General features: G+C 54.0%; 11 protein-coding genes. 6 read left to right on the forward strand and 5 right to left on the reverse strand.

All coding sequences use genetic code 11. From position 1 onward, the window contains the following. Positions 1-776: 776 nt before the first annotated feature. The gene (locus AC2FFA_RS09355) at positions 777-1,298 is read right to left on the reverse strand and encodes a hypothetical protein (RefSeq protein ID WP_496851346.1); all 522 of its coding nucleotides are present in this window, start codon (positions 1,296-1,298) and stop codon (positions 777-779) included. Between the two features lie 916 nt (positions 1,299-2,214). Next, on the reverse strand, positions 2,215-3,237 hold the full coding sequence (locus AC2FFA_RS09360) for a helix-turn-helix domain-containing protein (protein WP_496851348.1): 1,023 nt from the start codon (positions 3,235-3,237) through the stop codon (positions 2,215-2,217). 96 nt (positions 3,238-3,333) lie between these two features. On the opposite strand from AC2FFA_RS09360, the gene AC2FFA_RS09365 reads away from it, so the two are divergent. Next, positions 3,334-4,845, forward strand: a complete 1,512-nt coding sequence (locus AC2FFA_RS09365; protein ID WP_496851349.1) for a DUF1214 domain-containing protein — start codon at positions 3,334-3,336, stop codon at positions 4,843-4,845. Next, a complete protein-coding gene (locus AC2FFA_RS09370; protein ID WP_496851351.1) occupies positions 4,797-6,371 on the forward strand; it encodes a DUF1254 domain-containing protein in 1,575 nt (524 codons plus the stop codon). Before AC2FFA_RS09365 ends, AC2FFA_RS09370 begins: the two co-directional genes overlap by 49 nt. Before the next feature lie 354 nt (positions 6,372-6,725). Here AC2FFA_RS09370 and AC2FFA_RS09375 read toward each other — a convergent pair whose 3' ends face one another. The 3 genes from AC2FFA_RS09375 to AC2FFA_RS09385 all read right to left on the reverse strand — a co-directional run bounded on the left by AC2FFA_RS09375 (position 6,726) and on the right by AC2FFA_RS09385 (position 10,202). Then, the gene (locus tag AC2FFA_RS09375; RefSeq protein WP_496851353.1) at positions 6,726-8,099 is read right to left on the reverse strand and encodes an aspartate aminotransferase family protein; all 1,374 of its coding nucleotides are present in this window, start codon (positions 8,097-8,099) and stop codon (positions 6,726-6,728) included. A gap of 20 nt (positions 8,100-8,119) precedes the next feature. Further along, the gene (locus AC2FFA_RS09380; RefSeq protein ID WP_496851354.1) at positions 8,120-9,604 is read right to left on the reverse strand and encodes an NAD-dependent succinate-semialdehyde dehydrogenase; all 1,485 of its coding nucleotides are present in this window, start codon (positions 9,602-9,604) and stop codon (positions 8,120-8,122) included. 115 nt (positions 9,605-9,719) lie between these two features. Continuing rightward, positions 9,720-10,202, reverse strand: a complete 483-nt coding sequence (locus AC2FFA_RS09385) for an Lrp/AsnC family transcriptional regulator (RefSeq protein ID WP_496851673.1) — start codon at positions 10,200-10,202, stop codon at positions 9,720-9,722. Between the two features lie 69 nt (positions 10,203-10,271). Here AC2FFA_RS09385 and ehuR point away from each other — a divergent pair, with 69 nt between their 5' ends. The 4 genes from ehuR (at position 10,272) to AC2FFA_RS09405 (ending at position 14,835) form a co-directional block, all read left to right on the forward strand. Beyond that, on the forward strand, positions 10,272-11,660 hold the full coding sequence (gene ehuR, locus AC2FFA_RS09390; RefSeq protein WP_496851355.1) for a MocR-like ectoine utilization transcription factor EhuR: 1,389 nt from the start codon (positions 10,272-10,274) through the stop codon (positions 11,658-11,660). A gap of 176 nt (positions 11,661-11,836) precedes the next feature. Next, positions 11,837-12,847, forward strand: a complete 1,011-nt coding sequence (gene dctP / locus AC2FFA_RS09395) for a TRAP transporter substrate-binding protein DctP (protein ID WP_496851357.1) — start codon at positions 11,837-11,839, stop codon at positions 12,845-12,847. Positions 12,848-12,974: 127 nt separating this feature from the next. Continuing rightward, complete coding sequence (locus tag AC2FFA_RS09400; RefSeq protein WP_496851358.1) at positions 12,975-13,547, forward strand: TRAP transporter small permease; 573 nt, start codon at positions 12,975-12,977, stop codon at positions 13,545-13,547. A 1-nt stretch (position 13,548) separates the two neighbouring features. Continuing rightward, positions 13,549-14,835 carry a TRAP transporter large permease gene (locus AC2FFA_RS09405; RefSeq protein ID WP_496851360.1) on the forward strand — a complete coding sequence of 429 codons (1,287 nt, stop codon included), beginning with the start codon at positions 13,549-13,551 and terminating at the stop codon, positions 14,833-14,835. Positions 14,836-14,842: the final 7 nt, after the last annotated feature.

Genomic DNA, 14,842 nt, shown 5'->3' on the forward strand with positions numbered 1-14,842 from the left:
CCGAAGGTCTTCCTATCCGCAATCGCACTCGCAGCTACCGTCCTGTTCTGGCTGTAATTTAATGAGTCTGGAGCCTAGCATCGTATCGGTCTCTCCTAAATGTGGTGCAGCCTCAATTACTCAGTTTTGCTTAAATCTAGATGGTGTTTGAGTTGCTGTGCAACCATCAACCATGCAGCAAAATGAAATGTAGAAGTATTAGAAAGACTGATCGATTTCGCGCTGGAGCCCGCCTTTCTCACTATTGCTGATCCGAAATCAAAACGAATTGGAAATGCAGAAGCAGCAAAGGAGCAGAACTATATAGCGAATGTTCCGTTCGGGCTGTAAGTTCGCAAGGTCTGCAACTCGGACACAGGCATCCGAAAACTCGTTGCGCAGTGAATGAACGACCGCTTTTCTTTCTGCGGTGTGGCTTATAAATTTGCCGATTAGTTTGCTGCGCCTGCAAGTTTCAGAGATGGAGCACTTCTGCCTTGGGCTCGCTGCAGACGTTCGCCCAAGTATCGCGAGCGACCGCAATGCGGACAAAGCAGACACGGGCAATAGTAGACCGCGTTGCCTTGTTTGAAAATCGCACTCGATCTGGCCACTCACTCGGATAAACCAAAATTCGTTGCTTTCCAGACAACGCCCGCACCAGTTTGGGCTAGCTAACCATAAGCTTGAGGCGAAGAGACAAGAAATGACGAATAAATGACCCCGCAAACTGCGGGGCCACTAAGACTTTGACAAAAGGGCGACTCAACTTTTTTGAGGTTGAGCAACGGCCTAAGTTAGCTGGCAAGTGCAAGGTTGCATTTACGCCCTTCTTCCATAGCCTTCTTCGTACCAGTTAGGTCCACAATGAAATTTGCGGACTTCTTTGGAAATGCGATCAAAGTCTGTCCTTCGGCCACGGCAGTCGCCATATTCGCGTCCTTTACAACGATATAGCCACCAGAGTAGTCATCCGCTAGCTTCTTGCTTTTTATGCCTTTTGCGCGACCTTCATACACGAATTCGTCAATTTCTATTTCTATTTTTTGACGGTTTTTGATGTCGATGTCAGCTTGCGTGAATACTCCCAAGTAACCGTGTTTTTGGTTTTTGGTTAGACCCATTTGCATGACGTTCCCGCTCTCGAAGACTTTTTCTATCAGGCATGTACCAGAGTCGTTGTCGGCATAAACCGTCCAACCTTCAACCTCACTGTAAATCTCGAAGTTGTCGCTACTTGCCGGAACCGGGTCTTTGGCAACGGCAACAGTTGCATAAGCGGAGATTGCCACGGCGGCAAAAATGGCAGCATATTTCATGTATTCCTCCCAATAAAACGATGCGTCGCGAAGCTATCTACGACGCAACAAAAGCAAATATTTCGATGTGAATTCATTTCAACGGGTAAAAGCGTCTCCCGCAAACAGCTGCTCGAAAAGCCCTGCGGAACGTCAGTGAACACCTAGTGCCTGAAGAACTCGCAAGCTCTTCTTTCAAAATACAAAGCTTTTAAGGGCGTTTTGATCCAAACTCATGATGGTTTCGTTCGGATCATACCCCTAACTGTTACCCACGGTCCTCTCCCATCCCTTGAACGACCGTGGTTTTTTTCGCTAATTTCTTTGGTTCGTGTCTGGAAAAGACTAGAGGCTGCACCGAAAACAGAACTACAAATGCTCGGCTATGCATTTACAGAAGTATTTTCCATCACGTGGGTTCTTTTAAGTAACTGCTTGGAATAGATGCAAAAAATGGACCAACCGATATAACCCACTAACCAATTCTGAGAAGGTGCTCGGGAAACTCGCGATCAACGCTCTCTAATTCGAGGGGTGTTCGCATTGCATGCTCCGACTCTTGAAGCAGTTGGAGCTATCGAATATTCAAATTGGATTCATAATTAAATCAAGTATCGAAATATTAGAATGCTTCCCGTAGTGAGTGCGGGCATCATTTTGATTACCTAGCACTTTCCTACAGCCCCGCGTTGATCCTATCCCAGGGTAATCGACGCGGGGCAACTGACTAAAATCACCTCCACAAGCAACTACTCTGTAGCGTTGTAGTTGCTCCAATGCACAGTGTTTGTTGGTCCTGAGAGCAAACATGATAAGCGATCGAACTCTTTTAACTTCGCTTCTTACTCGGGTTGGACGCGGTCGCTCGCCGCATCTAACCTTAACTTATATTTGCGAGCAATGCGGAGGCCAACGGCTTGCTTTTGCAGACGACAATTCAATTTTGACCGGAATTCCTTTGGCGATAGTCGGAGGGTGCCAATCCCGTTACCTTTTTAAATGCGCGGCTGAAATTGTTTGCGGTTTCATATCCTAGCATGGAGGAGATACTGGAGACGGTCTCATGCGTATCTGTAAGGAGTTCCTCGGCCCTTGCTAATCTGACATCGTTGACGATTTCGCGAAAACGAACCCCTTCGCTTGCTAACTTACGTTGTAGTGTGCGAACGCCAAGATCGAGCGAACGCGCGGTGGCATCAATCGACATTTCCTCCCGATGAAGTTGTTGCCAAACCACTTCCTCGACTTGTCCTCTAAGTGTTTGAGGTGGGCCGCCCAATCGTTCGCGAGAAATATCTCCGACAGTTGTCGACCCGCCGCTAAGTTTTTTGGGCGTGGCTTCGGCTCGCAAAGCCGATGCTTCAAACTCAACCCCAAGCCGGGTGGCGTTCCAGATTACAGGACAAGCGTAGGTGTCTTCTGCCTCGACAAATCCAGGAACTTTCGGGAAGTCCAAGAGCACGGCCGATGGTTTCCAGTCGTTTCCTAAATACCCGCGGAATATGCTCAAAAAAACCCCAACGGCCGAGAAACCGATGTCCGGATACGCGAAATGCGAGCGAAGTCCAAAACGATAACAGTAGCGCGCGCTTGTGCCCGAAGTTTCTAGCCACGCGCGATCTGCGGACGAATGAAATGGCATGACGGCAGAAGCTCGTACTAGCGCTGCCCCCAGCGTTGGAGCAGAAAGAACGTAACTCCCCCAGGCGCCGTAGTCAGCGACGGTGAGATACGGTGACCACAACAATCCGATGTTTTGTTGTCCCGCGGATCGTGCGGCTTCATGCACAAAGGTCGCCAAGGCATGTTCCGAGATGTAACCGCCTCTTTCTTCAATGAAGTGAATAGGAAGATCGGCCGCATCAAAAGCACGCAACAAGCGTCGCTCGCCAGCGGCCTCAAACACAAACTGTGGCATCGCGCCCAATGCCTTAGCCGAAATCATCGGTGGTAAGTTCAATCCGTCAACCCGCTTGTTCGCCCGTGTGTCGTGAAATGATACGCATCCGCCAATCGGATGTGCAAGCTTGCCCTAAACAGCAGGGAGCGTTGCGATATGAAAATACTTCGGCCATCACACAGCGGTTTGTCGATGCATCTTTTGGGCATGGTACTCGGCATAGGTATTTCTGCTTCACCCGTTCTCTCCCAGTCCTTTAACGACACGGGCGACATCCTTGCGCGATCGGCCGAGGTCGAGGACATCGAATACCAGATCATGGTGCAGCGCGCCACTCAGACGGCGATCTGGGGAATGCCTGCCGCTGGTATGATCGATTTCCTGAAGGGGATTCGCCGCGACCTCGGTGGCGACTACAACGACGTCATTTACCTCAACAAGCCGTTCGACTCCAAACATGGGTTTCTTACGGCCAACGATGTTACGGCCTATGCTTGGGCTTCAATGACCTCCGAACCCGGCCCCCTTGTCATTGAAGTACCCGCTGCGACCGATAAGGTGAACTACTTCGGTACAATCGTGAATGCCTGGGATGTTCCGATTGTGGACGTTGGTCCGGACGGCTTCGATGAAGGTGCCGGCGGCAAATATCTCATGCTACCCCCGGGCTATGAAGGGGGTAAGTCGCTAGAGGAATTAACTGAGGCGGGATACCTTCCCTTTGAAACAGATACCTACGAGTATGGTTTTTCGTTCCGGCCAAAACTGACGAATGGCGGAACGGACGCCGATGCGGCCGACTACGCTCAGACGATCAAAGTGTACTACCTGTCTGAGGCCGACAATCCGCCACCCAACAACTATCTCGAAGCGTCAGAAGTGCCGTACGACTCGCTTCCTTACTACAACGAGACCTTTTTTCAGGACTTGAACGATTACGTTCAAAACAACCCGATACGTTCACAAGACAAGGTTATGGTGAATTTTCTGAAAGATTTCGGGATCGAGAAGGGAAAGCCTTTCGAGCCAAGTGAACTTCAGATGCAGGCAATGAACGAGGGCTTGCTGCTCGCATATGCCTCGATGCAGAATTACTTTGTGACGCCTGGGAAAGCCATGATCCCACTGTGGGTCGACGATAGCGGCGAGATGAGGAGCCAGTGGCTGATTTGGGACTTCGCCGAAGGTCAACCCGAGGCTGGTTTCCCCTATGAGACTGAGACCGAAGTCCTTGTGGATGCGCGTGCGGGCGGCAGTTATTTCTGGATTACATACCTGCCGAAACAACTGGGCGGAGGTACATTTTATCTGACAGGCCTGCGCGACAGCGACGGGGAAATGTACGATCACAATCAGACCTATAAACTGAACGTACCAGCGGATACACCTGCCGACGATTTCTGGTCCGTGATTGTTTATTCGATGGAGACCAAGAGCTTCATTCGGAACGTTGATCCTGTCGGTTTGTCCGAGCGCGACACTGATGCGATGCAGGCCAATGAAGACGGCTCCTACGACATCTATTTTGGCCCAGAGGCGCCGGACGGAAAGGAAGGCAACTGGATACCAACCACAGAGCCGTACTTCCTGTTATTCCGTCTTTACGGGCCGCAAGACGGTTGGTTGGAGAGTGGCTGGATGCTGGGAGATCTCGAAAAAGTAAACTGATCACAACACCAAAATTCCCGATGGAGGTAATGATGAAAGCAAAGTCAGTTTCCTTGCTGTCCGCCCTAGTACTCGCATCGCAATCTTCAGCCCAAGAGTTCAAAGCCGACGTGCCTGAGAATGTTCTTACACCAGACAGGGTCGAGACCCAGACGCTTGGTGATCTTGAATTCTTCGATGGTATGCCATCACCTGAGACGGTGGAGAAAGTCTTCGACAACCTTGATCTGATCAGAGCAACGACGGCTTTCCTGGATGGCATGAAGATCGCTTCGCTTCGGGCTATGTTTCAGGGGTACGAAGACTTGGGCGTCAATCCCAATGACGTCGTGATTGCAGAAGACCTGCTGGACGCGCGGTCCATCTGGCTGACGCCCAATACAACCACAATCTACATTGGTTCGAATGTCGATATCTCGGATGGCCCGATGGTGATTGAGGTTCCGGCAGGCCTGCTTGGGTTGCTTGATGACGCCGCGTTTGACTATGTGACGGATATCGGGGCGCTTGGCGCGGATAAGGGAGAAGGTGGCAAGTATCTACTTTTTCACAACGACGATGAAACGCCGGTGCCCGAGGGCTACTTCGAACTACGCACAAAGACATATGAGCACTGGTTGTTGCTAAGACGGTCGCCAGACGCAGACGGAGATACGGCTGGTCCTGTTGCCGAGATCAAGGCGGGTCTGAATATCTATCCGCTTAGTGAAGCGGACAATCCTCCCGCGGAAACTTTCCTGAATATCTCCGGTGTTCAACACAATACTGTTCACGCAAACAACGAGGACTTTTTTGAAGAGATCCACATAGCGCTCGAAAACAACCCAATTGGTGCATTCAATCCGGAAATTGTGGGGACATTTGCCTCCATTGGGATCAGGAAGGGCGAGCCCTTTGAACCCGATGCCCGTATGCAGGCCATTTTCAAGGAGGCAGCAGCGATAGCAAACGCCACGGTGCGAGCGATTACGTATGCCTCGCGCGATCCGGGAGTTTTCTTTTATGAAGACCGGCAATGGAACTCACCGTTCCAACGCCAGAGCTATCAGTTTTTTGAGGACGGCGCGCGCATCCTCGATGATCGGTCGTACTTTTTCTATATGGCAACGGGCATAACGCCTGCGATGACCTCGCCACCGGTCGGGACGGGGTCTGTCTACGCGATGACTGCGCGAGATAACAACGGACAGTACCTTGACGGCTCAAAAACCTATAAGGTAACGCTCCCGGCGCCGGTTCCCGCCAAAAACTTTGCGTCGTTTATGTTGTATAGCGGACAGACTCGGTCAATCCTTGAAACTGACCAGCAATCCGGCGGTATCGACTCTAATAGATCGGGGATAAAGCCAAATGAGGATGGGAGTACCAGCATCTATTTTGGTCCAGAAGCCCCGGAAGGTTGGGAGAACAACTGGGCGCAAACCATGCCCGGGCAAAGCTTCAACGTGATGATGCGCCTCTACGGCCCGCTCGAGCCTTGGTTCGACAAGACCTGGCGTCCCGGTGATCTGGAACTGGTAGAATAAAGCGACAGCCGCGACTATCGGGCGACGCTACTTTTTGGCGTCGTCTGGCATTTTTTCGGTGTCCGCTTTGGGCTCGGTACAGACGTTCGGCAGAATTCAGTGAATGTCTGCCTTGCGGACAGACAGGCCATTGGTCCAACGACCGCTTTATGGAGCCTGGTTCACAACCACGGTTGAAGAGAGCACAGCAATGTCAGCACAAAAGGCCACAGGGCGCGTGTCCTTTCAAACGCGTCGACGGTCGCAATTGCGGTTCAAAGTGAACCCAAGAGCTACCGAGGCGTCGAGTTTCAATTGGCCCTTGCGCCCAGCACGTTCTACTTAAGACTCTGTGGCAGCAACGAAACGATGGACCTATGCAAAGTCGGTGGAAGCAACGGCTCGGCGTGTTGCCTCGACAACCCTGTCGGCCTCTTCGCGCGTGAGGCATAGGGGAGGGGCGAAGCCCAGTATGTCGCCCTGCGGCATCGCTCGTGCGATGACGCCTTCTGCCAAGAGTGCTCCGGCGACTTTTGCGCCGACACCTTTGCCGGGCTCGAAGAACGACCGGGATGAAGGATCACGCGCGAATTCGACGGCGCAGAGCATACCCTCGCCGCGAATTTCAACGACGTTTGGATGGGAACCCAAGGCCTTTTGCATCTCGGCATTCAGATAGGCGCCGGTGGTACCTGCGTTGCTCACCAGATCCAGCGTGTCGATCAGCTGCAGATTGGCAATTCCAGCGGCCGCCCCAATGGGATGGGCCGAGTACGTCCATCCGTGACCAATGGGGCCGTTTTCGTCTGTTCCCTGTTCCAGCACAGACCATACCTTCTCGGACACAATCGAACCGGATAGCGGCGCATAGGCCGAGGTCAGGCCTTTGGCAATGGTGATAATATCCGGCTGCAGCCCATAATGCGTTGAGCCGAACATGCTGCCGAGCCGCCCGAAGCCGGTGACGACCTCGTCCGCGATCAGCAGAATATCGTATTTGTTCAAAACCTCCTGAATGGCAGCCCAATACCCATCAGGCGGCGGGACGATCCCGCCGGTTCCAAGAATGGGTTCTCCGATGAACGCAGCAATCGTGTCGGGCCCTTCGGCGAGGATCAGGTCTTCGAGGCGCGTGGCGCACCAGTCGGAGAATTCCTGTTCGCTCATACCGGCCTCGGGGCGGCGCAGGTAATACGGCGCTTCGGTGTGAATGACCTGAGCGAGCGGGAGGTCGAATTTCTTGTGGAAGAGTTCCAGCCCGGTGAGTGATCCGGTCATCAGCCCCGACCCGTGGTAGCCGCGCCACCGGCTGATGATCTTCTTCTTTTCAGGGCGGCCAAGAATGTTGTTGTAGTACCAGACAAGCTTGACGTTGGTCTCATTGGCGTCGGAACCACCCAGTCCGAAATATACCTTGGACATGTGATCCGGCGCGCGATCCAGGATCATTTTGGCAAGTGTGATCGACGCCTCGGTGCCATGGCCGACATAGGCGTGATAGTAAGCCAGCTCTTTGGCTTGTTCGGCAATTGCTTCGGCTATTTCCTGTCGTCCATAGCCGACGTTGACGCAATAAAGCCCGGCAAACGCGTCCAGCATACGCTTGCCATCCCGGTCTTCGATATACACACCTTCCCCGCCCGTGATGACACGAGACGGCGTGTCGCCGCGCGCATGGTTCGCCAAATGCGTTGAGGGGTGAAAGAAATTCTCGCGATCCCATGCGGCCAGTTGATCATTCGTCAGCATTGTTTTGTTCCTCGCCTTTGTCACGCCCAGTCGCGGCAGACATATTTGATTTCTGTGAAAGCCTCGAGCCCTTGTCTCGCACCTTCGCGGCCAAGCCCGGATTGTTTGACGCCGCCGAAAGGGATCGGCGCGCCGGTAATTTTGGTCCGGTTCACGGCAACCATGCCGAACTGCAAGGCCCGGCTGGTGCGGTAAATCCGACGAGGGTCCTGCGTGTGGACATACGCGACCAGCCCGTATTCTGTCGCATTTGCGATCTCGACGGCCTCGTCCTCGTTATCGAAGGGCGCAATCGCTGCCACCGGGCCAAATGTCTCTTCGTGGAAGATCTTTGCGCTTGTCGGTACGTTGCTTAGGACAGTGGCCTCAAAGAACAGAGGGCCTTTGTCAGATACCCGCCCTCCGAGCAGGCAGTGTGCGCCTTGCGCGACGGCGTCTTCGACCTGTTCGATTTGCTTCGCGACAGCTGCCGCGTTCATCAGTGGGCCGAGGTCTGGATCGTTGATCCCCGCATCCATTGAAAGCGCCGCTGTGGCTTTGACGAAACGCTCGACAAAGGCATCATAGATGGGACGGGCAACAAGGATCCGATTGGCGCCGAGGCAATCCTGCCCGGTCGTTGCGAATTTTGCGTTGATGGCTTCGTGGACCGCGACGTCCAGATCGGCATCTTCGAAAACGATGAAGGGAGCATGCCCGCCAAGTTCCAAGACCAGCCGTTTTACGGTTTCTGCCGACCGGGCATAGAGCATCCGCCCAATTTCCGTGCTGCCGGTAAAGGACAGTGCGCGTACACGCGAGTCGTTTAACCACGGCTCAACCACTGCCGCAGGGTTTCCGGTCACCACATTGAAGACGCCTTCCGGAAGTCCCGCACGATCAGCGAGCTCGGCGAGGGCCAGCGCGGAAAAAGGCGTTTCCTTCGAAGGATGGACAAGCACGCTGCAACCCGCAGCTATGGCCGCCGCCGCTTTTCTCGTGATCATCGCACAAGGGAAATTCCACGGTGTGACCAGGGCCGCAACACCAACCGGTTCGCGCCAAAGTTCGACCTCGGCCGTATTCAGATGCGATGTGACACCCTCGATATTGGGTCTGCGGGTTTCCTCTGCGTAGAATTCCACAAAAGATGCAGCATAGTCGATTTCGCCGCGAGCCTCCGAGATTGGCTTGCCCTGCTCGGCAGTCATGATCTGCGCGAGGTCTTCTCGGTTCACAACAATCAGATCATGCCATTTTCGCAGCACCTCCGCCCGGTCCTGCGGCAGCGACTTTGCCCAGGACGTAAATGCACGATGCGCCACATCGACCGCACCTGCGCTGTCTTCGCCGTCAATCGCGGCGACCTGGCCCAGCACATGTCCTGTGGCCGGATCGGTGACGCCAAATTCTTCTCGGCGGCGTCCGGCAATCCACTGATTGCCGACATAGGCAAAATGCCTGAGCAGTGACGCATCAGCCAGATCAACCGTTGGCGTGCGGGTAAGATCGGATTCAGCAAACATCGGTGCAACTCCTGTGCAAGGGCTGCACCCTTGCTAGCGCGAGACGCCGCAGAGGGTGTTTCTGATTGTGGGGCTTTGGGCAGACGATCTCTCTGAAATCAGCCGGGGGAAAGCGTCACTTTTTCTGCGCGCCATCTAGGACGGCAAACGGGGGTGCGCTGACCTTGACGGTCGATGTGACGATGTAGGTGAAGTATCGCGCCAGCCCGAGATCGGCGTGCAAAAGCGTGTCTATGAAGCGTTGATAAGTGTCTACGTCTTTCGTCACAACTTGCAGGATGTAGTCAAACCCACCACCCAGCGCCCAGCAGGCTGTGACCTCATCGCTCTGATTGACCGTGTCTTCGAAAGCACGGAAATCCTGCGCCTTGTGCCGTTCCAATTCGACGGTAACGAAGATCGTCACGCTGGGGCCGAGAGCTGAAAACTCGATATCAGCTCGGTACCCTCGGATCAGCCCCGAATTCTCCAACCGCTTCAAGCGCTCCCAACAGGGTGTCGGAGAGAGGTTCACGCGCTTGGCGAGCTCGGTTTTCGATATCCGACCCTCGCGGCTCAGGATGCGCAGGATTTCGAGGTCCCGATTGTCAAGTTGAATGCTCATATGAAACCAATCCGAAATCGGAATGTACTTGTCAATTGTCTTGGTATTATTCAGGATAATATCATGACAAAATGGCCAATACAAAAACAAGATCTGGTGCGCCCAGCCTACCGCTCGCTTGCGAGAAAGCTGGTTGAGGCGATTGAGAGCGGTGATTTGCCCGCCGGAACGCAACTTCCGACCCATCGGGCGCTGTCCTACGAGCTAGAGCTGAGTGTTCAGACAGTCAGTCGTGCTTATGACGAATTGGGCCGGCTGGGCTTTATCAGCGGAGAGGTCGGACGCGGCAGCTTTGTGCGCGGGCGCGATGGAGATGCTCAAGTGCCGTGGAATCGCACGTCGAGTGGTTTTAACATTATTGACCTCTCGATGCTCGCCCCTGTCACCGGTGACATCCACGCACAGTGTATGGCGCAGACACTGAGCGAACTGTCCAGGGACCTGCCGCAAAGCACGCTCGTTTCGTTTCGACCGCGCTCTACTTTGGAGCGGCATGTGACAGAAGCTGCGCGTTGGATCACAGCAGGAGGGGTGCTGGTCGACCCTGAGCGCATTATTCCGACAAACGGCAATACAGCGGCCATGAGCGTCGCGTTGCAAACAGCCGCCTTGCCGGGTGAGTTGATTGTGACCGAGACGCTGGGTCACCATACCCTTAAGTCGCTGACCTCAACGCTGGGTCTGCGCCTGCAGGGTCTGTCCATTGACTCAGAGGGTATTGTGCCCGAGGCATTCGAAACTGCCTGCAGGAACGACGCTGTCAAAGCGTTGTTTCTAATGCCATCCGGGCTCGGTCCGACTTGCGCCTTCGCAAGCGCAGAGCGCAGGCAGGCATTGTGTGATATCGCAAGAAAGTATGGTGTCTGGATCATCGAAAGCGACGCCTGGGGTCCGATTAACCCTGCAAGATCTCCGGCGTTTGCCGAACTGGCGCCGGATCAAACCTTCTACTTTACCGGGGTGACCAAATGCCTGCTGCCTGGGTTACGGCTTGGCTGGCTGGTGGTTCCGGAATCGATGATATCGGCCGCACGGAACCGGCATCTTGTTACGAACTGGATGGCGACACCCCTTATGGCCGAGATTGCCACGCGCTGGATCATTGATGGGACGGCACAAACTCTTTTGAAGTGGCAAAGGAAGAATCTCGACCGCAGAAACGCAATCGTGAGATCAAAGTTCGGTCCACTTGATTTTGCTTCTTCGCCGTATGGAATGCATGTCTGGCTTCCGCTGCCGGAGCCATGGAAAGCGCAGGATTTTGTCGAATATGCGCGCAACGAAGGTGTCGCGGTTGCAGCGTCCTCGAATTTTCGGACCGGAGAAGAGGCCGCACCGGAAGCTGTCCGCATATGTGTCGGAATCGGGACAGAGCAAGAGCTTGCAAAAGGATTGAGCATAATTGCTCGTTTGGCAGGCAATTCGCCGGAACCGGCACTTCTGGCAATTTGAGATTGCACGGAAACGCTGGATAAAATTGTCATGATTTAATAAAAAAATTGACATGATTTGATTTTCCACAAAAGCATTGGCGGCGTCAGGGCCGGATGATTTGTCATGCGCCCTCGAACTTACAAACGGCCGATCAGGGCCAACCTGAGACGCGCCAATGAAACAGGGAGTCAAACATGACAATTAAGAAAATTGCTGCAGCGGCGTCTGCACTTGCAATGCTGGTCGGAGCGACCTCGGCCCGTGCCGACAACTGGCGCTATGCCATGGAAGAGGCGCTGACTGATCCGCAGGGAATGTATGCGCTGAAGTTCAAAGAGGTGATCGAAGCCAATTCCGATCATACCGTTCAGATTTTTCCCATCGGCTCGCTTGGGGAATCCGCTGATGCCATGGAACAGGCACAGGCCGGATTGCTTCAGTTCATTGACCAATCGCCAGGCTTTACAGGCGCAATGATCCCCGAGGCCGAAGCGTTTCTGGTGCCGTATGTTCAGCCGACAGATCCGCAGGAAGTTCGCAAGTTCTTCAAAGAGGGCGTCGCGGTCAACGAGATGTTCCACGACAGCTATCGCGAACAGGGTCTGGAGCTTTTGGCCATGTTCCCCGAGGGCGAAATGGTCGTGACCACCATGGAAGAATTCCGCACACCTGAAGATATGGAAGGCATGAAAATTCGCACTATGACGTCGCCATTGCTGTTGGAGACATACAAAGCCTTTGGCGCGTCGCCTATTGCCATGCCATGGGGCGAACTGATCGGGGCCCTAAAGACCAACATGGTTGACGGACAGGAAAACCCGACGGTCTGGATCGAAGCCTATGACTTGGACAACCTGACCAAGGTCATGACCTATACCGGTCACGGACAATACACGACTGCCGTCATGGCAAATGCCGAATTCTACGACGGGCTGAGCGACGAGGACAAAGCCCTTGTTCAAAAGGCATCTCAGGAAGCTTTGGACTACATCCTCGATGTGGCGGTTGAACTGGACGCCATTGGCCTGAAAAAGATCCAGGAATCCAATCCCGACTATAAGATTGTGCGCCTGACGGACGAAGAGCGCGAAGCGTTCAAAGAGCGGGCCAAATTGGTGGAAGCTGCATTTATCGAGCGGGCAGGACCGCGGGGTGAGGCTATCTTTGAACAGATGAAGAAAGATCTGGAAGCGGCGCGGCAATAGGCTGCGCTAGAGGAACCAAACCACTCACGGTGCGGTGCACTGCGGGCCCTTTCCAAAATTCTGGAGCCCGCAGGCCGTCTAAAAAATCAAAGTGATGCGCCGGGTCGGCTGGCACTGGGGAGAGACGATGAACAATACGCCAGACAAAAAAAGCGGCGTGACGGGCCTGGTCGACAGTTTGGACAATGGCGTTGCCGCGCTGGAACGTGTGATCATGGCCATCGGCGTGATCCTGATGGCCGTGAATACCATTGCCAATGTCATCAGCCGGTTTCTGTTCAATCACTCAATCATTTTCGCGGAAGAACTGAACAGCATTTTCATTTTGTTGGTGACGTTTGCCGGGCTTGGATACGCCGCCCGACATGGGCGCCATATTCGGATGTCGGCCATTTCCGATGCGATGCCGCACCGTGTCCGGAAAATTCTGATGATTGTCATCACGGGGGTCACTTCGATCCTGCTGCTGCTTCTGGCTTGGTATGCGGTGCAATACATCGTCAGTATTCAATCGAAGGGGCGCGTGTATCCTGCGCTTGGATTTCCCGTTTACCTCAGCTTCCTTTGGGTACCTGTCGGGCTGCTCGTCTCAGGCATTCAGTACGCGTTAACCTGCCTTCAAAATCTCAAAGAGCCGGAAATCTATCTGTCCACGGATCTGCGCGAAGTGGATGCACAGGAACTGGAATTGGAGCTTTAAGATGGCCCTGTTGATGTTTTCCGTGATGGTCGTTCTGCTTCTGCTGGGCTTTCCCATGATGGTACCGCTGATCGCCGGGGCGTTCATCGGTGTCGTTCAATTGTTCGGTTCCATCGAAAAGACCGAGTTTCTGGTTCAACAGATGCTTGGGGGAATCCGACCCGCGTCTTTGATTGCCGTGCCTATGTTCATATTGGCGGCGGACATCATGACACGAGGTCAGTCAGCGGGTCGCTTGATCGATATGGTCATGGCCTTTGTCCGCCACATTCGAGGGGGTCTGGCGGTCAGCACTGCGACGGCCTGCGCCTTGTTTGGCGCTGTGTCGGGTTCCACCCAGGCAACCGTCGTCGCCGTGGGAACACCCCTGCGGCCCCGGATGCTCAAAGGCGGTTACAAGGATTCGTTCATCCTCGCCCTCATCGTGAATTCAAGTGACATCGCTTTTCTGATCCCGCCTAGCATCGGGATGATCATTTATGGTGTGGTGGCAAAAGCATCCATTCCGGAACTGTTCATCGCGGGGCTAGGGCCGGGCATTCTGATCCTGATCATGTTTTCGATCTACAGTGTCATCTATGCCAAGCTGAACGATGTTCCGACCGAGCCGAAAGCGTCTTGGAGCGAAAGGTTGATCGCGATCCGTGGTGCCCTGTGGCCACTGGGTTTTCCCCTGCTGATCATTGGCGGGATTTTCTTCGGTATTTTCAGCCCGACAGAGGCGGCTGCAATCAGCGTGGCCTATGCGCTTTTCCTGGAAGTCGTGATTTTCAGAACCATGAAAATCACGGACCTCTACCAAACGGCCCTGTCTACGGGCATGGTGACCGCTGTGGTATTCATCTTGGTGGGTGCCGGAGCTGCATTCGCCTGGGTTTTGTCCTTCGCGCAAATCCCGCAGCAGCTATTGGGGGCACTTGGAATTGACCAAATGGGTCAGATCGGAGTGCTGTTCACAATTGCGATCGCATTCTTCATCGGCTGCATGTTCGTGGACCCGATCGTGGTGATCCTGATCTTTGTGCCAATCTTTGCACCGGTTGTCGCGCAAACCGGGCTAGATCCGATCCTGGTTGGCACATTAATCACGTTGCAGGCTGCCATCGGGTCAGCAACTCCGCCCTTTGGTTGCGATATCTTCACGGCGGTGGCGGTCTTCAAGCGACCCTATCTTGAGGTCATCCGTGGAACGCCACCTTTTGTGTTCATGCTTCTTACCGTCTCGGTTCTTTTGATCTTCTTCCCACAACTGGCGCTTTTCCTGCGCGATGTGGCCTTTGGCAAATAGGGGGCTG

It is taken from the genome of Ruegeria sp. YTSB088, from assembly GCF_059609825.1.